This is a genomic window from Streptomyces sp. WAC 01529 (assembly GCF_003945545.1).
In the GTDB taxonomy this organism is placed as follows: Bacteria; Actinomycetota; Actinomycetes; order Streptomycetales; family Streptomycetaceae; genus Streptomyces; species Streptomyces anatolicus.
Genome location: NZ_CP029617.1, coordinates 1,506,844 through 1,530,389, shown reverse-complemented (window position 1 = coordinate 1,530,389; position 23,546 = coordinate 1,506,844). Strand labels below are relative to the sequence as shown.

General features: G+C 70.8%; 19 protein-coding genes and 1 tRNA gene. 14 read left to right on the top strand and 6 right to left on the bottom strand.

Going from position 1 to position 23,546, the window contains the following annotated elements; all coding sequences use genetic code 11:
• The first annotated feature begins 36 nt into the window (after window positions 1-36).
• Window positions 37-1,602, top strand: coding sequence for an APC family permease (locus DMA15_RS06890; RefSeq protein ID WP_125511766.1), 1,566 nt, complete (start codon window positions 37-39; stop codon window positions 1,600-1,602).
• A gap of 127 nt (window positions 1,603-1,729) precedes the next feature.
• Here DMA15_RS06890 and DMA15_RS06885 read toward each other — a convergent pair whose 3' ends face one another.
• Together DMA15_RS06885 and DMA15_RS06880 are read right to left on the bottom strand one after the other, a co-directional pair.
• Window positions 1,730-3,127 carry a gluconate:H+ symporter gene (locus DMA15_RS06885; RefSeq protein ID WP_125511765.1) on the bottom strand — a complete coding sequence of 466 codons (1,398 nt, stop codon included), beginning with the start codon at window positions 3,125-3,127 and terminating at the stop codon, window positions 1,730-1,732.
• Between the two features lie 113 nt (window positions 3,128-3,240).
• Window positions 3,241-3,747: a gluconokinase gene (locus tag DMA15_RS06880; protein ID WP_125511764.1), complete on the bottom strand. Its 507-nt coding sequence runs from the start codon at window positions 3,745-3,747 to the stop codon at window positions 3,241-3,243.
• 183 nt (window positions 3,748-3,930) lie between these two features.
• On the opposite strand from DMA15_RS06880, the gene DMA15_RS06875 reads away from it, so the two are divergent.
• From DMA15_RS06875 to DMA15_RS06865, 3 genes are all read left to right on the top strand, one after another.
• Window positions 3,931-4,632: a FadR/GntR family transcriptional regulator gene (locus DMA15_RS06875; protein ID WP_125511763.1), complete on the top strand. Its 702-nt coding sequence runs from the start codon at window positions 3,931-3,933 to the stop codon at window positions 4,630-4,632.
• 37 nt (window positions 4,633-4,669) lie between these two features.
• Window positions 4,670-5,086: a YchJ family protein gene (locus DMA15_RS06870; protein WP_125511762.1), complete on the top strand. Its 417-nt coding sequence runs from the start codon at window positions 4,670-4,672 to the stop codon at window positions 5,084-5,086.
• A 350-nt stretch (window positions 5,087-5,436) separates the two neighbouring features.
• Entirely contained in the window at window positions 5,437-8,307 is a 2,871-nt protein-coding gene (locus DMA15_RS06865) for a peroxidase family protein (protein ID WP_125511761.1), read from the top strand.
• Between the two features lie 75 nt (window positions 8,308-8,382).
• Here the strand turns inward: DMA15_RS06865 and DMA15_RS06860 are convergent, their stop codons facing one another.
• Together DMA15_RS06860 and DMA15_RS06855 are read right to left on the bottom strand one after the other, a co-directional pair.
• Window positions 8,383-9,981, bottom strand: coding sequence for an acetolactate synthase large subunit (locus tag DMA15_RS06860; protein WP_125511760.1), 1,599 nt, complete (start codon window positions 9,979-9,981; stop codon window positions 8,383-8,385).
• A gap of 73 nt (window positions 9,982-10,054) precedes the next feature.
• Window positions 10,055-11,197 (bottom strand): helix-turn-helix domain-containing protein, encoded by a 1,143-nt coding sequence (locus tag DMA15_RS06855; protein WP_125511759.1) that lies wholly within the window; start codon window positions 11,195-11,197, stop codon window positions 10,055-10,057.
• Window positions 11,198-11,249: 52 nt separating this feature from the next.
• On the opposite strand from DMA15_RS06855, the gene DMA15_RS06850 reads away from it, so the two are divergent.
• The 7 genes from DMA15_RS06850 (at window position 11,250) to DMA15_RS06820 (ending at window position 19,373) form a co-directional block, all read left to right on the top strand.
• Window positions 11,250-11,726, top strand: a complete 477-nt coding sequence (locus DMA15_RS06850; RefSeq protein ID WP_125511758.1) for a cupin domain-containing protein — start codon at window positions 11,250-11,252, stop codon at window positions 11,724-11,726.
• A gap of 46 nt (window positions 11,727-11,772) precedes the next feature.
• Window positions 11,773-12,474, top strand: a complete 702-nt coding sequence (locus DMA15_RS06845; protein WP_125511757.1) for a VOC family protein — start codon at window positions 11,773-11,775, stop codon at window positions 12,472-12,474.
• Window positions 12,475-12,621: 147 nt separating this feature from the next.
• Window positions 12,622-14,514: an APC family permease gene (locus tag DMA15_RS06840; protein ID WP_125511756.1), complete on the top strand. Its 1,893-nt coding sequence runs from the start codon at window positions 12,622-12,624 to the stop codon at window positions 14,512-14,514.
• Between the two features lie 243 nt (window positions 14,515-14,757).
• The gene (kdpF, locus tag DMA15_RS06835; protein WP_037896654.1) at window positions 14,758-14,847 is read left to right on the top strand and encodes a K(+)-transporting ATPase subunit F; all 90 of its coding nucleotides are present in this window, start codon (window positions 14,758-14,760) and stop codon (window positions 14,845-14,847) included.
• A gap of 8 nt (window positions 14,848-14,855) precedes the next feature.
• A complete protein-coding gene (gene kdpA, locus DMA15_RS06830) occupies window positions 14,856-16,520 on the top strand; it encodes a potassium-transporting ATPase subunit KdpA (RefSeq protein WP_125511755.1) in 1,665 nt (554 codons plus the stop codon).
• Between the two features lie 23 nt (window positions 16,521-16,543).
• Complete coding sequence (gene kdpB / locus DMA15_RS06825) at window positions 16,544-18,685, top strand: potassium-transporting ATPase subunit KdpB (RefSeq protein ID WP_125517366.1); 2,142 nt, start codon at window positions 16,544-16,546, stop codon at window positions 18,683-18,685.
• A 7-nt stretch (window positions 18,686-18,692) separates the two neighbouring features.
• Window positions 18,693-19,373 (top strand): potassium-transporting ATPase subunit C, encoded by a 681-nt coding sequence (locus tag DMA15_RS06820; protein ID WP_125511754.1) that lies wholly within the window; start codon window positions 18,693-18,695, stop codon window positions 19,371-19,373.
• A gap of 70 nt (window positions 19,374-19,443) precedes the next feature.
• Here the strand turns inward: DMA15_RS06820 and DMA15_RS06815 are convergent, their stop codons facing one another.
• A complete protein-coding gene (locus DMA15_RS06815; RefSeq protein ID WP_125511753.1) occupies window positions 19,444-20,217 on the bottom strand; it encodes a helix-turn-helix domain-containing protein in 774 nt (257 codons plus the stop codon).
• 183 nt (window positions 20,218-20,400) lie between these two features.
• Between DMA15_RS06815 and DMA15_RS06810 the strand changes: the two genes are divergently transcribed.
• Window positions 20,401-20,850, top strand: coding sequence for a hypothetical protein (locus DMA15_RS06810; protein WP_125511752.1), 450 nt, complete (start codon window positions 20,401-20,403; stop codon window positions 20,848-20,850).
• A 74-nt stretch (window positions 20,851-20,924) separates the two neighbouring features.
• The gene (locus DMA15_RS06805) at window positions 20,925-21,773 is read left to right on the top strand and encodes a protein kinase (RefSeq protein ID WP_240659696.1); all 849 of its coding nucleotides are present in this window, start codon (window positions 20,925-20,927) and stop codon (window positions 21,771-21,773) included.
• 55 nt (window positions 21,774-21,828) lie between these two features.
• Here the strand turns inward: DMA15_RS06805 and DMA15_RS06800 are convergent.
• Window positions 21,829-21,916 (bottom strand) — tRNA-Leu (locus DMA15_RS06800).
• A gap of 171 nt (window positions 21,917-22,087) precedes the next feature.
• On the opposite strand from DMA15_RS06800, the gene DMA15_RS06795 reads away from it, so the two are divergent.
• Window positions 22,088-23,431, top strand: a complete 1,344-nt coding sequence (locus DMA15_RS06795) for a M20/M25/M40 family metallo-hydrolase (protein WP_125511751.1) — start codon at window positions 22,088-22,090, stop codon at window positions 23,429-23,431.
• Window positions 23,432-23,546: the final 115 nt, after the last annotated feature.

The following is a 23,546-nucleotide window of genomic DNA, read 5'->3' as shown; positions in this document are numbered from 1 at the left end:
CTTGAGATCCGTTACCCCCGAAAGGACAACCGCGCCATGGCGACGGGCAGTTCGAGCACGAGCGGCACCAGATCCCTCAGCGAACCGACGGGTGACAGCGGGATCAGCACGTACAAGGGGCAGGAACGCGCGCTGCGCGCGGGCCGGCTCGGGACGGCGGGCCTGCTGCTCTCCGTGCTCGCGGCGACCGGCCCGCTGATGGTCGTCGCCGGTGTCATGCCCACCACCTACGGCGTGATGGGCATCGTCGGCCAGCCCCTGCTCTTCCTCATCCTCGGCGTCGTCCTCGCGCTCTTCAGCCTCGGGTACGCGGAGATGAGCCGGCACGTGCACAACGCCGGGGCGTTCTACGCGTACATATCCCGCGGCCTCGGCGGCACCGCGGGCGCCGGCGCCTCGGTGGTCGCGCTCGTCGCCTACAGCGCCCTCCAGGCGGGCCTGTACGGCCTGCTCGGCTTCGAGGTGTCCGGGCTGCTCCGCACGTACGCCGACGTCGAGGTCGCCTGGTGGATCCCGGCGCTGGCCACCGTCGCCCTCGTCGCCGTCCTCGCCTGGCTGAAGATCGACCTGAACGCGCGCGTCCTCGGCGTGCTGCTCCTCATCGAGGTGGCGCTCGTCGTCATCTTCGACATCGCGGCCATCGCCGACCCGGCGAAGGAGGGCCTGTCCCTGGAGGCGTTCCACCTCGACACGCTCTCCGGCGCGGGCGTCGCCACCTCCCTGTGCTTCTGCATCGCGGCCTTCACCGGCTTCGAGCAGGCCCCCGTCTACGCCGAGGAGACCAGCCGTCCGCAGGTCGTCGTGGCCCGCGTGATGTTCTTCGCCGTCGGCTTCGTCGCCGTCTTCTTCGCGCTCAGCTCCTGGGCGCTGACGGTCGCGGCGGGGCCCTCGGCAATCGTCCCCGCCGCGCGGGAGCAGAGCGCGGGCCTGCTCTTCGGCCTCACCGAGTCCCGGCTCGGCGGCACGTTCACCGACGTACTCCACGTCCTCTTCGTGACCGGCATGTTCGCGGCGATCCTCAGCTTCCACAACGTGGTCGCGCGGTACGCCTTCGCGATGGGCCGCGAGAGGCTGCTGCCCGCCGCGTTCGGCCGCACCAACACCTCGACCGGCGCGCCCGGCACCGGCTCGCTGCTCCAGACCGTCGTCTCGGTCGTGGTCGTCGTGGGCTTCGCCGCCGCCGACGACGGAAAGGCGGGCGACCCGACCGCTCCCGTGCTGCACCTGTTCACCTGGGGCGGCAACATCGGCGCGCTCGGCGTGATCCTGCTGATGGCCACCGCGTCCATCGCCGTCATCGTCTTCTTCGCCCGCCGCGGCGCGGCGCGCGCCCAGGCCTGGCGGATCACCGCGTCCGCGCTCGCCGCGGTGGGGCTCCTCGTCATCGCGGGCTACACCGTGAAGGACTTCGACGTCCTGGTCGGCGCGGGCCCCGACTCGGCGCTGAGCTGGGCGCTGCCCGGAATCATCTTCCTGGCGGCGGTCATCGGAGTGGTCCACGGGGCGATCCTGCGCGCGAGGAACCCCGAGGCGCACGCGCGTATCGGCCTCGGCAACGAGGCGTTCCAACTGGAGAAGGCGTCAGCATCGCCGGGGGCGTAACGTCATTTTCAGCTCGGTCTGATCACCGGCTTCGCCGAGTTCGTCCTCAAACGCCGGACGGGCTGAAATTCAGCCCCTCCGGCGTTTGAGGAGCGGGGTCCGGGGCGGAGCCCCGCGAGACGGCGCGCTAGATAACCAAGGACAGCAGCAGAACAAGCGCCCCCGCCACCACGGAGATGATCGTCTCCATAACGGACCACGTCTTGATCGTCTGCCCGACGTCCAGTCCGAAGTACTCCTTGACCAGCCAGAACCCCGCATCATTGACATGCGAGAAGAACAGCGAGCCCGCACCGATGGCCAACACGAGCAGCGCGGTGTGCGAGGTCGACATGTCCGCCGCCAGCGGCGCCACGAGCCCCGCCGCCGAGATCGTCGCGACCGTCGCCGAGCCCGTCGCGAGCCGGATGGCCACCGCGATCAGCCAGGCCAGCAGCAACGCCGGGATCGACCAGTCCTTGGAGAAGTCCAGGATCATCTGGCCCACGCCGACATCGATGAGCGTCTGCTTGAAGCCGCCGCCCGCGCCCACGATCATCAGCACGCCCGCGATCGGGGCGAGCGACTTCTCGACGGTCACGGAGAGGCGGTCCTTGGTGAAGCCGGCCGCCCGGCCCAGCGTGAACATGCCCACGATCACCGCGGCGAGCAGCGCCACCAGCGGCGACCCGATGACGTCGAAGACCCGCTGCACGGTGGCCTCGGGGTCGTCGACCACGATGTCCACCAGCGCCTTGGCCAGCATCAGCACGACGGGCAGCAGCACGGTCGCCACCGTGGCGCCGAAGCCGGGACGCTTCTCCAGCTCCTCCGAGGGGCGCTGCGGAATCATCTTCTCGGGGGCCGGTACGTCCACCCAGCGCGCCGCGACCTTCGAGAAGAGCGGCCCCGCGATGATCACCGTCGGGATGGCGACGAGTACGCCGAGGGCCAGCGTGACACCGAGGTTGGCCTTCACCGCGTCGATGGCGACGAGCGGGCCGGGGTGCGGCGGGATGAGCCCGTGCATCACGGAGAGACCGGCCAGGGCCGGGATGCCGATGCGCATCAGCGAGTAGTTGCCGCGCTTGGCGACCATCAGGACCACCGGGATCAGCAGCACGATGCCGACCTCGAAGAAGAGCGGCAGACCGATCACGGAGGCGATGAGGACCATCGCCCACGGCATCGCGCGCCCGCCCGCCTTGGCGAGGATCGTGTCGACGATCTGGTCGGCGCCACCGGAGTCGGCGAGCAGCTTCCCGAGGATCGCGCCGAGCGCGATGAGCACGCCCACGCCCGCGACGGTCGAGCCGAGGCCGGTCGTGAAGCTGGCGATGGCCTTGTCGAGCGGGGCGCCCGAGAAGGCGCCGAGCGCGAGCGACCCGATGGTCAGCGCGAGAAAGGCGTGCAGCTTGAACTTGGTGATGAGCAGGACGATGACGGCGATGCCCGCGAGGACGGCGATCCCCAGCTGGGCATGGCCCGCCGAGGTGATCGGTTCGACGGACCCCGCTGCCAGCATCTCGACGCTGAGATGAGTCACGGTGGGTTTCCTTGTACGAGGGTGCGAGACGCGCCCCAAAGGGGCGCGGGGCAGTGACATATGCGGCTCCGCCGCGTGGGCGCGACCAGCCACATGCGGTCCGCAGAGAAAGCTCAGCCGAGCCGCCCCAGGGCATCCACAGCCCTGGCAGCGATCTCCTCGGGAGACCCGGCAACATCAACACAAACGCCCGCCTCATCCACCCCAAGAGGCTGAAGCGTGGCGAACTGCGAATCCAACAGCGCCGTAGGCATGAAGTGCCCCTTGCGCTGCCTCATCCGGTCCTCGATGAGCTTCCGGTCGCCGGTGAGGTGGACGAAGACGACCTCGGGGGCCACCGAACGCAGCCGGTCCCGGTAGGCACGCTTGAGCGCCGAACTGCTGACCACCCCGCCGCGCCCCGCACGCCCGTGCGCCCAGGCCCCGATGGCATCGAGCCAGGGCCAGCGGTCGTCGTCGGTGAGCGGCGTGCCGGAGGACATCTTCCGGACGTTCTCCGGCGGGTGGAAGTCGTCGCCCTCGGCGTACGGGACGCCGAGCCGGTCCGCGAGCAGGGGCCCGATCGTGGTCTTGCCGGTCCCTGCCACACCCATGATCACGACGACGTGGGGGGTGTTCATCGCTGCGTGCCTCGCTGTCTTCATCGACATTCTCGACATCACCGGCACCACCGACATCGGTCGGCCGGGTGGTGGCCGGTTTTCGTTCACGTCACTGAAACCCATTAGGTATGACGAATTCAAGACCCTGTGACATAAAAGTCTGACTTATTGTTCACGGCCCTCTCCTCGTAGGCTTCCGTCATGACCGCACAGACCCGAGGGCTCCACTCCCGCGTACTGGAAAGCCTCGGGCCCGCCATCACGGCGGGCGAGTACCCGCCGGGCAGCGTTCTGCGCACGGACGAGCTGGCCAAGCGCTTCGAGGTGTCCCGCTCGGTGATGCGGGAAGCGGTCCGGGTCCTGGAGTCCATGCACCTCGTCTCCTCCCGGCGCCGGGTGGGCGTGACCGTACTGCCCACCGAGGAGTGGAACGTCTACGACCCGCAGGTCATCCGGTGGCGTCTCGCCGGCGCCGACCGGGCGCGCCAGCTGCGCTCCCTCACCGTGCTGCGCTCCGCGGTCGAGCCGGTCGCCGCGGGCCTCGCCGCCCGGCACGCCACGGCCGCCCAGTGCGCGGAGCTGACCGAGTGCGCGCTCGGCATGGTCGCCCACTCGCGCGGCCACCAGCTGGAGGGCTATCTGAAGTACGACGTCGCCTTCCACCGGGCCATCCTCAACGCCTCCGGCAACGAGATGTTCGCCCGGCTCGGCGATGTCGTCGCCGAGGTCCTGACCGGGCGCACCGCCCACCAGGTGATGTTCGAGGACCCCGACCCGCCCGCCGTCTCCCTGCACGTCCAGGTCGCCGAGGCCGTCCGGGAGGGCGACGCGGCCCGCGCGGAGGCGCTGACGCGGCAGATCGCCCTGGGCGCCCTGGAGGAGCTGGACATCCTGGCGCCCTGACACCGGGCGCCCGGCGGGGTCGGCGACAATGGACGCCATGTCCCGACGCGCCACGCCACGCCCCGCACCACGCCCCACGACCTGCCCCTGCGGCCACCCCGAGCCGTACGAGAAGTGCTGCGGCCGACTGCACAGGGGCGAGGCGACCGCCACCACCCCCGAGGAGCTGATGCGCTCGCGCTACAGCGCCTTCGCGGTGCGGGACGAGCCGTATCTGCTGCGCACCTGGCACCCCGGGACCCGGCCGCCCCGCGTGGAGTTCGACCCGGCGCTGCGCTGGGTGGGCCTGGAGATCGAGGAGACCACCGAGGGCACCGCCTTCCACACCACGGGCACGGTGACCTTCCGGGCCCGGTACACCGACGGGGGCCGCCCCGAGTCGCTGCACGAGCGGAGCCGCTTCGAACGGCTGGACGGGGCGTGGGTCTACGTCGACGGCACGTTCATCGACTGAGAGCCTGCCGAGCCTGCCTTTGAACCCCCGCCCGCGCCCCGACACCCGGCGCGCACCCCGTGTGCGTACGCCCGTCGGGACCCGGCCACCCGCGCGCCCGTGCGCGTGGGACTGCTGGGAAGCGGAGGTTCACACGGGGTGTGTTCGGGCGGGCCGCGGCCGCCCGCCGACCCGCGCCGGAAGGCCACGACGGGCCCAAACGCCCAGCCCCGACCGCCTGTTCGAGCCCCAGGGGCGGCCGCGCACATAGGCGGGAACCCTCGCTGCGGCCGACCGGTGCCGCCAGTAGCGTCTGCCTGCTCCCTGTCCCTCACGCAGTCCCGTACGCCGTGCGATGGAAGAGGCGCCCGATGGCCGACACCGGACAGCACCAGCAGCCGCAGCAGAGTTACGAGCGCTATATGGGCGGCAGCCCCGAAGCGGAACGCCGGATCTGCGAACGCCTGGCCGCCGGGCTGATGCGGGTCCAGGAGAAGAACCGCCGGGCGAGCCGCGCCGCCGACCTCGAACGCGCCCTGCACGCCAAGGCCGCCCTCGGCGTGGAGAACGCCCGGCTCCGCTTCCACGACGACCTTCCCGACGCGTTACGCGGCGGCTTCGCACAGCCCGGCGCCTCCTATCCGGCGACCGTGCGGTTCTCCCACGCGAGCGGCATACGACAGGCCGACGGGGCCCCCGACCTGCGGGGCATCGCCGTACGCGTGGCCGTCTCCGCCGAGGAGAGCCACGATCTGCTCGCCACCAACCACCCGGTCTCCCACGCCCGTGACGCCCGCGAGTTCGTGGCCTTCGCCAAGGCGATGGCGGGCGCCACGACCCGCGTACGGAAGGCCGTCGCGCTCTTCGTCAAGCTCCCGCTCGCCGTCGGACCGTCCACGGCCGCCCGGATGCGCCGCAACGTCCGGTCCGCCGCCCGCCGCGAGGTCACCAGCCTCGCGGCCGAGACGTACTGGAGCCGCAGCGCCATCCTCTGGTGCGAGGCCGGGCCGGTCCGCTATCTGCTGCGCCCCCACGGCCACGGCCCCACCGCCAAGGCCACCCGGGGACGCCACGACCCGCAGTACCTGCGCCGCGATCTGGAGACCCGCCTCGCCCGCCAGGACATCGCCTTCGACCTGTGCGTCCAGCGGTACGTCGACGAGCGGCGCACCCCCGTCGAGGACGGCTCCGTCGAGTGGCGGGAGTCCGTCGCGCCCGCGCTGCCCGTCGCCACGCTCACCGTGCCGAGCCAGGACCTCGACACCGCCGGCGCGCGCGCCGCGGGCAGGCGCGTCGAGACCATCGGCTTCAACCCGTGGTTCACCACCGAGGAGTTCCGCCCCCTCGGCAATCTCAACCGGGCCCGCAAGGCCGCGTACGAAGCGAGCGCGGCCCACCGCCACGGACTGCGCTTCGTCACCGCGGAACCGCTGCGCAACAGGGTGCTCGGCGTCCCGGCCGAGGCCGCGTTCCGGCTCCTGAACCGCTATGTGCCCTGGCACAGGCTGCCGTTGGCGGCGAGCCTGCTCAACCTCGTCTTCCTGCGCAAGGCGCTGCGCCGCCTCAACCTCATCGACACCGACACGCACGAGGCGCCGCCCAAAACCATGCCCGTGCCCGCCCCGCCCGACGAGCGGCTGCGCACCGCCCGTTCGTACGACGGGTCGTACAACGACCTCTCCCGCCCCGCCATGGGGGCCGTCGGTACGCCCTTCGGACGCAACCTCGAACCGGTCTACCGGCCCGACCTCTTCGACGTACCGAACCCGGTCACGGTCAGCCGCCAACTCCTCCACCGCGACACGTTCCTGCCCGCGACCTCGCTGAACGTCCTCGCCGCCGCCTGGATCCAGTTCCAGGTCCACGACTGGGTCAACCACCGCCGCCACAAGCCGGGCGGCAAGTGCGTCGAGGTGCCGCTGCCGCCCGGCGGCACCTGGCAGAACACCCCCGGCGGGCCCCCGGAGCGCGTGATGCGCTTCGCCGAGAACGAAGGCATCGAACTCCCCGGCGAGCGGCCGCCGATCCTCTTCGCCAACGCCGCCTCCCACTGGTGGGACGGCTCCGAGGTGTACGGCGAGAACGAGCAGACCGCCAAGTACCTGCGCGAGCCGGACGGCGGCGCCAAACTCCGCCTGGACGAAGGCCACTTGCCGCTCGGCCCGGGCGGCGTCCCGCTGACCGGCTTCGCCGAGAGCTGGTGGATGGGCCTCAGCGCCATGCACACCCTCTTCGCCCGCGAGCACAACGCGGTCTGCGACGCGCTGCGGCACGCCTACCCCTCGATGAGCCAGGAGAGCGTCTACCACACGGCCCGCCTCGTCGTCTCCGCCCTCATCGCCAAGATCCACACCGTGGAGTGGACACCGGCGGTCCTCGCCACCGAGGCCATCGACCTCGGCTTGCACACCAACTGGGACGGCCCGCCCGGCAGTTGGCTCCAGAAGCTCGGACTGTGGCTGCTGGAATCCCACTCGCTGACGGGCATCCCCCACACCCTGCCCGACCACCACACGGCGCCGTACTCCCTGACGGAGGAGTTCGTCACCGTCTACCGCATGCACCCGCTGATCCCCGACGACTTCGAGCTGCGCGAGCACCACTTCGGACAGCGCCTGGAGACACTCGGCTTCCGCGACATCCAAGGCGTCGCCGCCGAGGCCGCCCTCCGCAAGACGGGCCTCGCCGACACGCTCTACTCCTTCGGCATCGCCCACCCCGGCGCGATCACGCTCCACAACTTCCCGCGCGCGCTCCAGCAGTTCGAGCGCGACGGCGAGATCATCGACCTCTCCGTCGTCGACCTGGTCCGCACCCGCAGGCGCGGCGTGCCCCGCTACAACGACTTCCGCGAGGGCCTGCACAAGCAGCGCCTCCGCCGCTTCGAAGACCTCTCGCAGGACCCCGAGACCGTCGCCCGCCTCAAGGACGTCTACCGCTCGGTCGACGAGATCGACACCGTCGTGGGCCTGTTCGCCGAGAACCCGCCGCACGGCTTCGGCTTCAGCGACACCGCCTTCCGCGTCTTCGTCCTGATGGCCACCCGGCGCCTCCAGAGCGACCGCTTCCTCACCGTCGACTTCCGCCCCGAGATCTACACCCCGCTCGGCATCGACTGGGTCCAGAAGGGCGGCATGAAGTCCGTCCTGCTGCGCCACTGCCCCGATCTCGCGGGCCTGCTGCCGCGCGGCGCGAGCGCGTTCGCGCCGTGGCGGCACGTACAGGACCGGGTGAGTCCGTGAGGCAGCCCCTCGGGCGCGCGGCCAGGACGCGCGCCCACCCGGGGCGCCGCTACAGCGCGCGTCCACCGAGGGCTCTCAGCCGAGCGGAGGCACGACACAGTCGATGAGCCAAGGCCCCGGCTCCGCCAGACCCCGCTTCAGCGACGCCGCGAACTCCTGCGCAGTGGTGGCCCGTTCCGCGGGGACGCCCATGCCGCGTGCCAGTGAGACGAAGTCCAGGGCGGGGGCGGAAAGATCGAGGAGCCGACGGGCCCCGGCCCCGCCCGCCGCACCCAGCTCCAGGCCCAGAATCGCGTACGAGCGGTTGTCGAAGACGACCGTCGTGACGTCCAGGCCCTCCCTGGCCTGCGTCCACAGCGCCTGCGGCGTGTACATCGCGGCACCGTCACCCACCAGCGCGAGCACCGGCCGGTCAGGACACGCCACCGCCGCGCCCACCGCGAGCGGAAGACCCTGCCCCATCGAACCGCCGGTCAGCGTCAGCCAGTCGTGCGGCGGCGACCCGGCCGTGGCCCCCGGCAGCCAGATGCCCGAGGTGTTGGCCTCGTCCACCACGATGGCACCCTCCGGGAGCAGCGCCCCGAGCACGGCCGCGGCCGACTCGGCGGTCAGCTCCCCGGAGGGCGGCGCGGGTCTCCCCGCCTCTTCCCGTACGGGGCAGGCGCCGGGCCCCACCACCTCGGCGAACCCTTCGAGCGCCGCCGTCACGTCCTCCGCGCCCGCCGCGAGCGTATGCACCGCGCACCCCTCGGGGACCAGCGCGCCGCCCTGCCCGGGGTGGGCGAAGAAGGCGACCGGCGAGGAGGCCCCGGCGAGCACCAGGTGTCGTACGCCCGCCAGTTGCCGCCGCGCGCCGGACGCGAGGTAGGCGAGCCGCTCCACGACGGGCCGTCCCGCGCCGCGCTCCAGGCGGGCCGGGAACGTCTCGCACAGCAGCTTCGCGCCCGTGGCCGCCGCCACCCGCCCCGCGGCCACGAGCCCGGCCCCGCGCGCGGCCGCCCCGCCGATCAGCAGGGCGACGCCGCCGCCCGAGCGCAGGGCGTCGGCGGCGCCCGTCACCGCGTCCACCGACACGAGACCGCGCCGCGGGGCGGCGGGTGCGGGGGACGCGGGGGGTGCGGCTGCCTCGGACCTCGCCCCGGGCCCTGCGTCGGGCCCTGCCCCGGACCCCGCGTCGGACCAGGACACGTCGGCCGGCACGATCAGTGTCGCGATCGCGCCGGGCGGCCCGGTCGCCGCGGCGAGGGCCTGCGCGACGTCGTCGGCGAGTTCGGTGGCGTGATACGTGCGCCGCGTCCAGGCCGACACCGTGCCCGCGAGCGCCCCGATGTCGGACTCCAGGGGCGCGTCCAGCCGCTTGTGGCCGAGGGCGTGGTCGCCGACGACGTTGAGCAGGGGTGTCCCGGCCCGGCGCGCGTTGTGCAGATTGGGCAGGCCGCCCGCGAGGCCGGGACCCAGGTGCAGCAGGGTGCACGCGGGGCGCCCGGCCATCCGCCCGTACCCGTCGGCGGCGCCCGTCGCCACGCCCTCGAAGAGGCAGAGCACCGGGCGCAGTTCGGGGGCCTCCTCCAGCGCGGCCACGAAGTGCAGCTCGGAGGTGCCGGGATTGGCGAAGCACGCGCGGACGCCGCCGTCCACGAGGCCGTTGATCAGGGACTGCGCTCCGTTCGGCATGGCGTTCCGCCTCTGCTCGGTGGCGAGGGCGCGCGGGGGGCGCCGGCGCCCGGTGCGTGGGAGAGGCCAGTCTTCACGGGGTGCGGGCCGCGGTGGCAGCCGGGATCCGGCCAGCCGCCGGTGGCTCCCCGCCGGGACCGAACCTGCGCCGGTAGTCGGACGGACTGAGCCCCGTCTCCCGGCGCAGCCTGGCCCGGAGATTGGCGGCGGTGCCGAGGCCGCTGCGCCGGGCGACCACGTCGAGGCGTTCCTCGCCGCGCTCGATGAGCCGGCAGGCCAGGGCCACGCGCTCACCGGTGAGCCAGGCCAGCGGGGTGGTGCCGAGCTGGGCGCGGAAGCGGCGGTGCAGGGTCGCCGGGCTGACCCCGGCGCGGGCGGCGAGCGCCGCCACGGTGAGCGGGCCGGTGCCGCTTGGTCCCGGCCCGCCCGGTCCCGTACCGCCCGGACCGGTACCGCCCGGCCCCGGCGTCGACGATTCGCCGAGGCGCTCCTGCGCCCACGCCAGGAGGGGCGCCAGCGAGACGTCCGGCACGTCGGGCACCGGGCGCTCCACGAACTGCCGCTGACCGCCGTCCCGATGGGCGGCGAAGACGAGCCGCCTGCTCACGGAGTTGGCGATCTCCGCTCCGTGATCGCGGCGCACCAGGTGCAGCCCGAGATCCAGCGCGGCCGAGCTGCCCGCCGCGGTGAGGATGTCGCCGTCGTCCACGAAGAGCACGTCCGATTCGAGCCGTACGGCCGGAAACCGCTCCCGGAAGGTGTCGGCCCACTGCCAGTGCGCGGTCGCCCTGCGCCCGTCGAGCCCCCCCGCCTCGGCGAGCGTGAAGGCCCCGCTGCAGAACCCCACGAGACGGGCGCCGCGCGCGTGCGCCCGCCGGACGGCGTCCAGGACGGCGGGCCGCCGGGGCACGTCGGTGTCGGGCCTGTTGGGCACGATCACCGTGTCCGCCCCGTCGGCCGCGTCGAGCCCGGCGACTCCGGTGAGCGTGAAGAACCCGTCCCGCATCAGGGTGGCGGGCTCGGGGGAGCAGAGCGCGAACTCGTACAGCTCGCGCCCCAGTTCCGGCCTGCGCAGGCCGAACACCTCGGTCGCGCAGCCGAGTTCGAAGGGGTTGGAGTTCTCGTCGACGATGACGACGACGCGGTGGAGCCGGCCCGCGGCCGACCCCGGCGACCCCGGCCGGAGGTCCGCCGCCTGAGAGGATTCTTGCGCCATATGCGATTTCTAGCACTCGCGGGGGCCGCCCGTCACGGCGGAGGATCACTGCATGAGCACCGAAACGCACCCCGCCGCCCAGCCGTCCACCCTCGCCCAGCCGTCCACCCCCAAGGCCCCGGGCGGCATCTTCACCCCGGGCGAACCCATCGCCCTCGACCAGGCCTTCGCCTCCTTCGACGCCCTGTGGAGCCCCCGCATCGCCACCTCCGTCAACGACTACGACGTACGCCTGACCAAGGTCCAGGGCGAACACCTCTGGCACGTCCACGACCACACCGACGAGTTCTTCCTCGTCCTCGGCGGCGAACTCCACATCGACCTGCGCGAGCCCGCGGGCGAGCGCAGGGTCACCCTCCCGCAGGGCTCGGTCTTCACGGTCCCGCGCGGCATCGAACACAAGCCGTCCGCCCCGACGGGCGCCCGGCTCCTGCTCTTCGAGCCCACCGGCACCCCGACCGTCGGCGACCGCCACGACGAGATCCCCGACCACGTGGACGCGACGACGGGCCACGCCCTGTCCGAATAACAGTCACCGGTCCATCCTCCTACTCAAATTTGACTAGGCTGCCGGGATGGCCGAGAAAACGATCCCGCTCCTCCCGTGCCGGACGGTCCAGCCCGTCGTCGACTTCTACACCGCGCTGGGCTTCGAGACGACCTTCTTCCAGAAGAGCCCCTATCCGTACGCGGTCGTCGAACGCGGCGCCATCGAGCTGCAGTTCTTCGGCATGAAGGAGTACGACCCCAAAGAGTCCTACTCCGGCTGCTACGTCGTCACCGACGACGTCGAGCGACTGCACACCGCCTTCCGCGCCGGTCTCAAGGCCGCGTACGGAAAGATCCCCAGCCGCGGCCTGCCCCGCATCGGGCCGCTCAAGGACATGTCGTACGGCATGCGGCAGTTCCTGATGACCGACCCCGGCGGCAACGGCATTCGCGTCGGGCAGCCGATCAGCGAGGACCAGACGCACCGCCCCGCCCCCAAGGGGACCTTCGCGCGGGCGCTGCACATGGCCGACCTGTTCGCCGACTCCAAGGAGGACCTGCCCGGCGCCGCCAAGATCATCGACCGGGTCCTCGGCCTGACGGACGAGAAGCCCACCCCCGAACAGGAGCTGCGCTTGCTCATCCTGCGCGGCGACATCGCCCAGCGCCTCGGCGACGACGCCCTGGCCGACCGCCTCCTGACCCGCGCCGCGCAGCTCCGGCTCACCGACGAGGAACGGAAGGCGGCGCACGACGCCCTGACGCGCCTGGCCGAGCTGACGGCCTGACGCCGACGCGGCGCGCGCCTCCCCCTAGCCGTCAAGAGCGCGTGAAGACCGGGCCCTCACGCGCGAAGATCCCGCAAGGGAAGCGCTTCACCGGCTGGATCCGGACAGAACCTGAGCGGACCTGTCCGGGCTCCAGAAGGAGTACGCATGTCCGCCCTGACCAGCGAGTCGACGGCCACCCCTGGCCACCATGAGCCGAGCGCCCCTAGCGGCGGCCGGCCGCCAGTCGCCCCTCGCGACGAGGACCCGCCGGACACCGGCGAGCGCCACCGGCTCACGGCGCTCACCGGGCTCGCCGCGCTCTCCCTGGACGCGATGGCCTCCGTCGCCTACGGCCCCGAGGCCATCGTCCTGGTGCTCGCCGCCGCCGGAGGCCACGGCCTCGGCTTCACCCTGCCGGTGGCCCTCGCCATCGCCGCCCTGCTCGCGGTCCTCGTCGCCTCCTACCGCCAGGTGATCGCTGCCTTCCCCGACGGCGGCGGCTCCTACGCCGTGGCCAAGACCCACCTCGGCCGCCGGGCGAGCCTGGTGGCCGCCGCCTCCCTGGTACTGGACTACGTCCTGAACGTCGCCGTCGCCGTCACCGCGGGCGTCGCCGCCCTCACCTCGGCCTTCCCCGCCCTCTACGGCGACCGGCTCTGGATCTGCCTCGCCGTCCTCGCCCTGCTGACCGCGGTCAATCTGCGCGGCATCGCCGACTCCGCGAAAATCTTCCTCGCGCCCACCGCGGTCTTCGTCCTCGCGATACTCACCCTCATCGCCGTCGGCCTCTTCCGCTCGGCGCCCGTCAGCACCGAGGCCGCGCAGGGCCACGCCTCCGTCGTCGCCGACAACGCCACCACCGTCGGCGCCCTGCTCCTCCTCAAGGCCTTCGCCTCCGGCTGCTCCGCGCTCACCGGCGTCGAAGCCATCGCCAACGCCGTGCCGTCCTTCCGCACCCCGCGCGCCAAGCGCGCCCAGCACGCGGAGATCGCGCTCGGGGCCGTGCTCGGCGTCATGCTGATCGGCCTTGCGGTGCTGATCTCCCGCTTCCACCTCCAGCCGGTGGCGGGCGTCACCGTCCTCGCCCAGCTCGCGGACGCCTCACTCGGCCACAACGCCGCCTTCTACGTCGTCCAGTTCGCGACGATGACCCTGCTCGCCCTCTCCGCGAACACGTCCTTCGGCGGTCTTCCCGTACTCCTGAAACTCCTCGCCCGCGACAACTTCCTGCCGCACGTCTTCGCCCTCAAGGCCGACCGCCAGGTCCACCGGCACGGCGTCCTCACTCTCGCCGGGGTCTCCGCCGCCCTCCTCGTCCTCTCCGGGGGCGACACCAACGCCCTCGTCCCGCTCTTCGCGATCGGCGTCTTCGTCGGCTTCACCCTCGCCCAGACCGGCATGGTCGTGCACTGGCGCCGCGAGCGCGGTCCCGGGTGGCGCGGCAAGGCCGTGCTCAACGGCATGGGCGCGCTCCTCACCGGCGTCTGCGCGGTCGTCGTCACCGCCACCAAGTTCCACGACGGCGCCTGGCTGATCGTCGTCGCCCTGCCGCTGCTCGTCGCCGCCTTCGAGAAGATCCACCGCGCCTACGCCGACATCGGCGAGAGCCTGGGCCTCGGCCGCGTCCCCGAGTGCCCGCACCGCGCGCGCTCCCTGGTCGTCGTCCCCGTCTCCTCCCTCTCCCGCCTCACCAGCGAGGCACTGACCGCCGCCGTCTCGCTGGGCGACGAGGTGCGCGCGGTGACCGTCTGCCACGCCGACCCGGAGGACCGCGCCCAGGCCGAGGCCCTGGAGCGGGACTGGGCGCTGTGGGACCCGGGCGTGGACCTGATCCGCCTGCCCTCCGGCCGGCGCACCCTGGGCCGCCCCATCGCCGCCTACGTACGCGCCATCGAGGCCGCCGAGCCCCACACCCGCGTCACCGTCCTGATCCCCGAGGCCGAGCCGGCCCGCGCCTGGCAGCGCGTCCTGCGCAACCAGCGCGGCGCGGTGGTGGCCCACGCGGTGCGCAAGGACACCGGCGCGGCCATCTGCCGCCTGCCCTTCCGCATCGCGTAGCTCGCCTTGCCCTCACCCTCGCGTGGCGTTCGTAAGAGACCCGTCAAGACGCCCGTTGACGCCGTATGGACGGCGTCAACGGCGACCGAAACCGCCCTGAACAGGGGTTTCCTCGAACGGTCCGACCAAGTAGTTCATCCATCCACTTCCTCAGGAGCTCACGATGGCCGACCTGGCCTTCGTCGCCACCACGATCGCGGTCTTCGCGCTGGTGGCACTTGTCGCCAAGGGGGTGACGAAGCTGTGACCGCCGAGAACGTCGTCGGCCTGATCGTGGCCGTCGCCCTCCTGGGCTATCTCGTCCTCGCCCTCGTCTTTCCGGAGAGGTTCTGAGTACGGATATGAGCCCCGTCCTTGCCGGCGTGCTCCAACTGCTCGCCCTGATCGCGGCCCTCGCCCTGGCGTACCGCCCTCTCGGTGACTACATGGCCCGCGTCTACAGCTCGAAGAAACACCTGCGCGCCGAAAAGTGGATCTACAAGGCCATCGGCGCCGACCCCGACTCGGAGATGCGCTGGACCGCGTACCTGCGCGGCCTCCTCGCCTTCTCCGCGGCCGGCGTCCTCTTCCTCTACCTGCTCCAGCGGCTCCAGGGCGCACTGCCCGGCTCGCTCGGCTTCAAGTCCATCGACCCGGACCAGGCCTTCAACACCGCGGCCTCGTTCGTGGCGAACACCAACTGGCAGTCGTACTCCGGCGAACAGGCCATGGGCCACGTCGTGCAGACCGCCGGGCTCGCCGTGCAGAACTTCGTCTCGGCGGCGGTGGGGATCGCCGTGGCGGTGGCCCTCGTACGCGGCTTCGCCCCGTCCCGCACCGGTGAGCTGGGCAACTTCTGGGCCGACCTGGTGCGCGGCGTCGTCCGCGTCCTGCTGCCGATCTCCGTGCTCGGCGCGCTCGTCCTGGTCGCCTGCGGCGTGCTCCAGAACTTCTCCGGCATCCACGAGGTCGGCCAGTTCCTGGGCGGCACCCAGCAGTGGAACGGCGGTGCGATCGCCACGCAGGAGGTCATCAAACTCCTCGGCACCAACGGCGGCGGCTACTTCAACGCCAACTCGGCCCACCCCTTCGAGAACCCGACCCCCTTCTCGAACCTCTTCGAGATCTTCCTGATCCTCGTCATCCCCTTCGCGCTGACCCGCACCTTCGGCAGGATGGTCGGCTCGATCCGGCAGGGCTACGCGATCCTCGCCACGATGGCGACGATCTGGCTCGGCTTCACCGCGCTGATGATGTGGACCGAGTTCCACCACGGCGGCCCGGCGTTCGACCTGGCCGGCGGGGCGATGGAGGGCAAGGAGACCCGGTTCGGGATCGGCGGCTCGTCGATCTTCGCGGTGGCCACCACCCTCACCTCCACCGGCGCCGTCAACTCCTTCCACTCCTCCTACACCGGCTTCGGCGGCGGCATCCAGATGCTCGGCATGCAGCTCGGCGAGATAGCACCCGGCGGCGTGGGCTCCGGCCTCTACGGCATGCTCGTCATGGCGATCATCGCGGTGTTCATCGCGGGCCTGATGGTCGGCCGCACACCGGAGTACCTGGGCAAGAAGATCGGCACCCGCGAGATCAAGCTGGCGGCCTGCTACATCCTCGTCACCCCGGCGCTCGTCCTCGGCTTCACCGCCGTGTCGATGGCACTGTCCACGCCCAAGGACTCGATGCTCAACTCCGGGGCGCACGGCTTCTCCGAGATCCTGTACGCCTACACGTCCGGGGCCAACAACAACGGCTCGGCCTTCGGCGGCCTGAGCGCGGACACGGACTGGTTCAACACCACGATCGGCCTCGCCATGCTGCTCGGCCGCTTCCTGCCGATGGTCTTCGTCCTCGCGCTCGCCGGTTCGCTGGCCGAGCAGACGCCGGTCCCGAAGACCGCGGGCACCCTGCGCACCGAAAAGCCGCTCTTCACCGGGTTGCTGGCCGGCACCATCATGATCATCACCGGTCTGACCTACTTCCCCGCGCTCGCGCTGGGACCGCTCGCCGAGGGGCTGGCGTCATGAGCACACACACCAAGAGGCAAGAGATGGACCGACCGGACGCGGACCGACCGGGCGCGGGAAGGACCGCCACCGCGACCCGCGCACCCCACCAGGACCTGCCCGGCGGCCACCGGCAGGGCGACGAGGGCAAGGTCGGCGCGGGCCTCTTCGACCCCGCCCAGCTGCTGAAGTCCCTGCCCGACGCCTTCCGCAAGCTGGATCCGCGCGTCATGGTCAAGTCGCCGGTCATGTTCGTGGTCCTGATCGGCTCGGTGGTCACCACCGTGCTCGCCGTCAAGGACCCGGGGGACTGGTTCGGCTGGGCGATCACCGTCTGGCTCTGGCTGACCACCCTCTTCGCCAACCTCGCGGAGGCCGTCGCCGAGGGCCGCGGCAAGGCGCAGGCCGACACCCTGCGCAAGGCCAAGACGGACACCGTCGCACGCCGCCTGACCGGCGGCGCCGAGGAGAACGTCCCCGGCACCGAGCTGCGCGTCGGCGACCTCGTGGTCTGCGAGGCGGGCGACATCATCCCCGGCGACGGTGACGTGGTCGAGGGCGTCGCCTCCGTCGACGAGTCCGCCATCACCGGCGAGTCGGCCCCCGTCATCCGCGAGTCCGGCGGCGACCGCTCGGCCGTCACGGGCGGCACGAAGGTCCTCTCCGACCGCATCGTCATCAAGATCACGACGAAGCCCGGCGAGACGTTCATCGACCGCATGATCAACCTCGTCGAGGGCGCGGCCCGCCAGAAGACGCCCAACGAGATCGCCCTGAACATCCTCCTGGCCTCCCTCACCCTCGTCTTCCTGCTCGCGGTGGTGACCCTGAAGCCCTTCGCGATCTACGCCGGGGCCGACGACCAGACCTCGCTGATCGTCCTGGCGGCGCTGCTCGTCTGCCTCATCCCGACCACCATCGGCGCGCTGCTCTCCGCGATCGGCATCGCGGGCATGGACCGCCTGGTCCAGCGCAACGTCCTCGCCATGTCGGGCCGGGCCGTCGAGGCAGCCGGCGACGTCTCCACCCTGCTCCTGGACAAGACCGGCACGATCACGCTCGGCAACCGCCAGGCCGCCGAGTTCGTCCCGGTACGCGGCACCACCGAGGCCGAGGTCGCCGACGCCGCCCAGCTCTCCTCGCTGGCCGACGAGACACCCGAGGGCCGCTCCATCGTCGTGCTCGCCAAGGAGAGGTACGGCCTGCGCGAGCGCCACCAGGGCGAGCTGACCGGCGCCGAGTGGGTGGAGTTCACGGCACAGACCCGCATGTCGGGCGTGGACGTGGACGGCCGCAAGGTCCGCAAGGGCGCGACCGGTTCGGTCATCGCCTGGGTCGAGGAGCGCGGGGGAGAGGTCGCGAAGGATGCCCGGGAACTCACCGACGCCATTTCCCAGGCTGGTGGCACGCCGCTGCTTGTGGCTCTGGAGGACGCTGACGGCGCCCGGGTCCTCGGGGTGATCCACCTCAAGGACGTCGTCAAGGAGGGCATGCGCGAACGCTTCGACGAACTGCGCCGCATGGGCATCAAGACCGTCATGATCACCGGCGACAACCCGCTGACCGCCAAGGCGATCGCGGACGAGGCGGGCGTGGACGACTTCCTCGCCGAGGCCACGCCCGAGGACAAGATGGCACTGATCAAGCGCGAGCAGGCCGGCGGCAAGCTGGTGGCGATGACGGGCGACGGCACGAACGACGCGCCCGCGCTCGCCCAGGCGGATGTGGGCGTGGCGATGAACACGGGTACGTCGGCCGCCAAGGAGGCCGGCAACATGGTCGACCTCGACTCGAACCCGACCAAGCTCATCGAGATCGTCGAGATCGGCAAGCAACTCCTCATCACGCGGGGCGCGCTGACGACTTTCTCGATCGCCAACGACGTCGCGAAGTACTTCGCGATCATCCCGGCGATGTTCGCGGTGGCGTACCCGTCGCTGGACAAGCTCAACATCATGGCCCTGTCGTCACCCGAGTCCGCGATCCTCTCGGCGGTGATCTTCAACGCCCTGATCATCGTCGCGCTCGTGCCGCTGGCCCTGAAGGGCGTGCGCTACCGCCCGATGAGCGCCGACCGGATGCTCCGGCGCAACCTCGGCGTCTACGGCCTCGGCGGACTCGTCGCCCCGTTCATCGGCATCAAGGTCATCGACGTACTCCTCTCCCTCATCCCCGGAATCGGCTGACGCGACCATGAACAACTCCGTAGGAAACACCGCCCGCCTGCTCGGCGCGGGCCTGCGCGCCCTGCTGGTCCTCACCGTCATCTGCGGCGTCCTCTACCCGCTCACGGTCACCGGCGTGGCCCAGACCCTCTTCCACGCCAAGGCGAACGGCTCCGAGATCACGTCCGACGGCAAGGTCGTAGGCTCCGAACTCATCGCCCAGCGCTACGACCTCCCCCTCGAGAAGGGCCAGACCACCCCCACCCCCGACCTGAGGTGGTTCCAGCCGCGCCCCTCCAACGGCCTGGGCGAGAACAGCGTCAACACCCAGTACAAGCTGCTCCTGTCCGGCGCGACGAACCTGTCGGGCGCCAACAAGGACCTCATCAAGCAGGTGAGGGACGCCAAGGCGGCGATCATCAAGGACAACTCCACCGCGACCCACCGCCTCACCCCCTCCGACGTCCCCGCCGACGCGGTCACCTCCTCGGGCTCGGGCCTGGACCCCCACATCTCCCCGGCCTACGCGGACCTCCAGGTGCACCGCGTGGCGGAGAGGAACCACGTGAGCGTGGCCCGGGTCCAGAAGCTGGTCGACGAGAACACCGACGGACGGAGCCTCGGCTTCATGGGGGAGCCGCGGGTGAACGTCCTGCGCCTGAACATCGCCCTCAGGGAACTGACCACGCGGGACGGCGACGGCTCCTGACCACGAAGAAGGCCCCAGTTCATCGAACTGGGGCCTTGTCTTTGGTCCTGCGCTGGTCACGTGCCCAACCCTACTCAGGAGGGCGGTTGTACCGCTCCAGCGTGGCCTTACCGGTGGACGGGTCCATGAGCCGCAGCTCCCAGGGGCCGGTGTTCACATCGAAGTCCTTCCCGAACCCAATCCATTTCCCGGCCATGCGGCGCCCGGTCGGCTCCACCAACATCTGAATCGCTCCGTGATAGCGAGCCCCTTGGTAGTAGCCATCCGAGGCCGTCTGTTCCGTCCACGTACCAGTCACCACGGATTGGTCAAGGGTGAGGTCGATGGAGATGGGGCTGTCCGGGTTACTGCTCGCTCCCGGCAGGCTCCGGGCTGTCAGCCGGGTTCCCGTCTGAACGATCACTACGTAGTGCTTGCCCTCGTGCGTGCTGTCTCGGCCGGACGAGTAGTACTCGTAGCGGGAGAGCCATACGCCGCTGTACTGCCCTGCGGGTTCCGTCGCCGTATCCAGGTCGCCGGATGCGGCTGCCACACCTTCGGGTGCCGGGTCCATGTCGTGGCCCCCTGCTCCATCGTCGTGCACTCGTGCCATGACAGACAGTGTGAACCCGAGGTCTTCGATACGGCGCTTCGTGACATGCTCCAGAGCGCGAACGTACGCCGCGCGGGGGGACTTGCTCTGGCCCCCTTCCCAGCGCTGCACGAGTCGCTTGCTGGCGTCGTTGGGCTCTCCGAGATCATCACCCGCTTTGCGCAGGGCTTTGGCGAACTCTTCCTGGCTCATGCGCATGGAGAGCCGTACCGCTCGCAGCGTGTCGTTCGGGGCCAACACCGTGGCTGTCATAAGACCACGCTAGCCCCAACACCGATGGAATGACACCTAATTGACGCCCCAACGGACATCGCTCCGACGCTTTGTTCGACGTCGCGATGACCTGTGGTGCTCGGCAATCATCACAACGTGACGTCGAAGCACGAGCCGCACCCGGAGACCACCGACCGTTCTTCCCTAGACGGAGGTTCCAGCATGGCCACAGCAGTGGAGTACAGGACCGGGGCATCCCTGGTCGACGGAGAGACCTTCGCACGCATCGTCCTGTTCATGGTGAACGACCCGCAGTTCAAGGCGGACCCGAAGCACGCCCCCGGCATCCTCGATCAGGCGTTGGCCTACTACGGCGCGGTGGCCGTTCACGCGGGCGACCCGCTCATGCCGTCCGAAGCGGTGGACCGTGGCGTACACGCGATCCTGCTTCACACGCGGGAGTCGCACGACCTCTTCGACCGCATCGCGGGCCGCTTCCTGCACCACAACCCACACCCGGAGCGTGGCGGACGTCCGGCAGCCTCATTGGCGGAGACCAAGGCGGCGATCCGTGATGCCGGGTACGTCGTGCAGGACAAGTTCTGGGCCGTCGTGGAAGGTGGCGTGTCCCAGTGCGACAGTGACGACGGGAGGCCCTACGTCACCGCGTAGGGATCCGGCACCAGCAAGTGGACCGGTCCCTGCCCCAGGGACCGGTCCTTCGCGTTTCGGAGAGGACGACCAACGTGACTGAGACGACGATGCCGAGCGAGGTGCTCGGCGTTGTTCAGCCCGTGGCTTCGCGGGTGGTTGCTGAGCGGCGTGGATCGACGGTGTGGGAAGCGGAGTCGAGGGGACATGGACGCGTCGCCGTAAAGGTCGGAGCCCCCATTGATGAGGAACGGGGGTACACCGCTCTGGCGCCTGCGCGTGAAGCGTCCGTGCTGCACGCGCTGGGACGACCGCATGTCGCTTACGGCACATGGGAACGAGGCACATGGAGCGTTCAGCCCTGGTGCGACGGCGATGGCCTGTGGCCCCTGTGGTCCGGGCACAGGAGCGACGCGTCCGCCCCCATCGACTATCTGACGGCCGCGGAATGCGCGGAAGCCGTGGGCCGGCTCCACAGCGACGGTTGGTGTCATGGTGACATCCAGCCCGCCCATCTGATCGTGACCGGTGAGGAGGACGGCGTACGGCTGATCGATCTGGCCTTCGCCCGGGGCGGCCAAGTGAAAGGTGCGTACGACTTCCCCTATCCAGGGTGTCTGGTCCACTACGAGGCACCGGAGATTTCCCGAAACGTGCTAGCCACCGGTACGGCCGTCCCGTCTCCCAGTGCCGACGTGTACGCCCTCGGGGCGTCGCTGCTCATCGCTGCCACGGGCAAGAGAGCGATGGTCTACCCGGACGACGCGGAACGACCGGTGCAGCGTCAGGCCGTGGTGGACAACAAGCGCCGTCCGTTCGATCTGCCTGCCCCGTTCGGGTCGGTGATCGACGCCATGCTGAGCTATGAGCCCCATGACCGGCCGCCGCTGTCTCACGTAGCGGCTGAGTTCCGGCGAGCGGCCAAGGAAGCCGAGGGAAGCTAATTGGCTGCCCCGCCCCCGAGAAAAGCAAAAGACCCCAGATGAACTGGGGTCTTGCTGGTGTCCGAGGGGGGACTTGAACCCCCACGCCCGTTAAAGGGCACTAGCACCTCAAGCTAGCGCGTCTGCCATTCCGCCACCCGGACCAGGTGTCTGTCCTCGCGGGGTGTTCCCCGCGGCGACACAGAGAACATTACCAGGCTTCCCGGGGCACTCGATCACCCCCCGGCACGCCTGTGAACTGCGGATGACGACACCCGCCCGGCCTTGGGCGCGGAGCCCGGGAGAGGGAGGATGAGGGGGACCACCAGCAGCGAATGCGGGAGGAGCCCAGCGTGAGCGGGTCCAGCACGGGCAAGGCCGTCACCGGTGAGGACGAGGTCGTCGACCTCTGCCGCGAACTGATCCAGATCGATACGAGCAACTACGGCGACCACTCGGGCCCGGGAGAGCGCAAGGCCGCCGAGTACGTCGCCGAGAAGCTCGCCGAGGTCGGTCTGGAGCCGAAGATCTTCGAGTCCCATCCCGGCAGGGCCTCCACCGTGGCGCGGATCGAGGGCGAGGACCCGTCGAGGCCCGCGCTGCTCATCCACGGCCACACCGATGTCGTACCGGCCAACGCCATGGACTGGACGCACCACCCGTTCTCCGGGGAGATCGCGGACGGGTGCGTCTGGGGCCGGGGCGCCGTCGACATGAAGGACATGGACGCGATGACCCTCGCGGTCGTCCGGGAGCGGATGCGCAGCGGCCGCAAGCCCCCGCGCGACATCGTCCTCGCCTTCCTCGCCGACGAGGAGGCGGGCGGCACGTACGGCGCGCGGTACCTCGTCGACAACCACCCCGACCTCTTCGAGGGGTGCACGGAGGCGATCAGCGAGGTCGGCGGCTTCTCCTTCACCGTCAACGAGAACCTGCGCCTCTACCTCGTCGAGACGGCCCAGAAGGGCATGCACTGGATGAAGCTGACCGTGGACGGCACCGCCGGCCACGGATCGATGATCCACAGGGACAACGCGATCACCGAGCTGAGCGAGGCCGTCGGACGCCTCGGGCGGCACAAGTTCCCGGTGCGGGTCACCAAGACGCTCCGGCACTTCCTCGACGAGCTGGGCGACGCGCTCGGCACCGAGCTGGACCCGGAGAACATGGACGAGACGCTCGCCAAGCTCGGCGGCATCGCCAAGCTCATCGGCGCCTCCCTCCAGAACACCGCCAACCCCACGCAGCTCGGCGCCGGGTACAAGGTGAACGTGATCCCCGGCCAGGCCACCGCGCACGTCGACGGCCGCTACCTGCCGGGTTACGAGGAGGAGTTCCTCGCCGACCTGGACCGCATCCTCGGCCCGAACGTCAAGCGCGAGGACGTGCACGCCGACAAGGCGCTGGAGACGACCTTCGACGGCGCGCTCGTCGACGCCATGCAGACCGCCCTGCGGGCCGAGGACCCGATCGCCCGCGCCGTTCCGTACATGCTCTCCGCCGGCACGGACGCCAAGTCCTTCGACGACCTCGGCATCCGCGGCTTCGGCTTCGCACCGCTGAAGCTGCCGCCGGAGCTGGACTTCGCGGGCATGTTCCACGGCGTCGACGAGCGGGTGCCGGTGGACGGTCTCAAGTTCGGGGTCCGCGTCCTCGACCGTTTCATCGACGCTTCCTGACGGCAATCGGCCGCGATCGGAGCGGAAAACGCCCGCTTCGCGTGCCGAAAAAAACGACTCTCCAATAATCGTCAGCGCGTACGTATGTGCCTGAGAAGAGTGAAAGGAGCCCTCG

Excerpts from the sequence above, each read along its gene's own strand:
- DMA15_RS06870 (WP_125511762.1), top strand. The coding sequence starts at position 4,670 with ATGTCCCGACGCGCCACGCCACGCCCCGCACCACGCCCCACGACCTGC.
- DMA15_RS06875 (WP_125511763.1), top strand. The coding sequence starts at position 3,931 with ATGACCGCACAGACCCGAGGGCTCCACTCCCGCGTACTGGAAAGCCTC.
- DMA15_RS06840 (WP_125511756.1), top strand. The coding sequence starts at position 12,622 with ATGTCCGCCCTGACCAGCGAGTCGACGGCCACCCCTGGCCACCATGAG.
- DMA15_RS06845 (WP_125511757.1), top strand. The coding sequence starts at position 11,773 with ATGGCCGAGAAAACGATCCCGCTCCTCCCGTGCCGGACGGTCCAGCCC.
- DMA15_RS06810 (WP_125511752.1), top strand. The coding sequence starts at position 20,401 with ATGGCCACAGCAGTGGAGTACAGGACCGGGGCATCCCTGGTCGACGGA.
- DMA15_RS06890 (WP_125511766.1), top strand. The coding sequence starts at position 37 with ATGGCGACGGGCAGTTCGAGCACGAGCGGCACCAGATCCCTCAGCGAA.
- kdpA (WP_125511755.1), top strand. The coding sequence starts at position 14,856 with ATGAGCCCCGTCCTTGCCGGCGTGCTCCAACTGCTCGCCCTGATCGCG.
- DMA15_RS06880 (WP_125511764.1), bottom strand. The coding sequence starts at position 3,747 with ATGAACACCCCCCACGTCGTCGTGATCATGGGTGTGGCAGGGACCGGC.
- DMA15_RS06795 (WP_125511751.1), top strand. The coding sequence starts at position 22,088 with ATGCGGGAGGAGCCCAGCGTGAGCGGGTCCAGCACGGGCAAGGCCGTC.
- DMA15_RS06820 (WP_125511754.1), top strand. The coding sequence starts at position 18,693 with ATGAACAACTCCGTAGGAAACACCGCCCGCCTGCTCGGCGCGGGCCTG.
- DMA15_RS06865 (WP_125511761.1), top strand. The coding sequence starts at position 5,437 with ATGGCCGACACCGGACAGCACCAGCAGCCGCAGCAGAGTTACGAGCGC.
- DMA15_RS06860 (WP_125511760.1), bottom strand. The coding sequence starts at position 9,981 with ATGCCGAACGGAGCGCAGTCCCTGATCAACGGCCTCGTGGACGGCGGC.
- kdpB (WP_125517366.1), top strand. The coding sequence starts at position 16,544 with ATGGACCGACCGGACGCGGACCGACCGGGCGCGGGAAGGACCGCCACC.
- DMA15_RS06815 (WP_125511753.1), bottom strand. The coding sequence starts at position 20,217 with ATGACAGCCACGGTGTTGGCCCCGAACGACACGCTGCGAGCGGTACGG.
- DMA15_RS06850 (WP_125511758.1), top strand. The coding sequence starts at position 11,250 with ATGAGCACCGAAACGCACCCCGCCGCCCAGCCGTCCACCCTCGCCCAG.
- DMA15_RS06855 (WP_125511759.1), bottom strand. The coding sequence starts at position 11,197 with ATGGCGCAAGAATCCTCTCAGGCGGCGGACCTCCGGCCGGGGTCGCCG.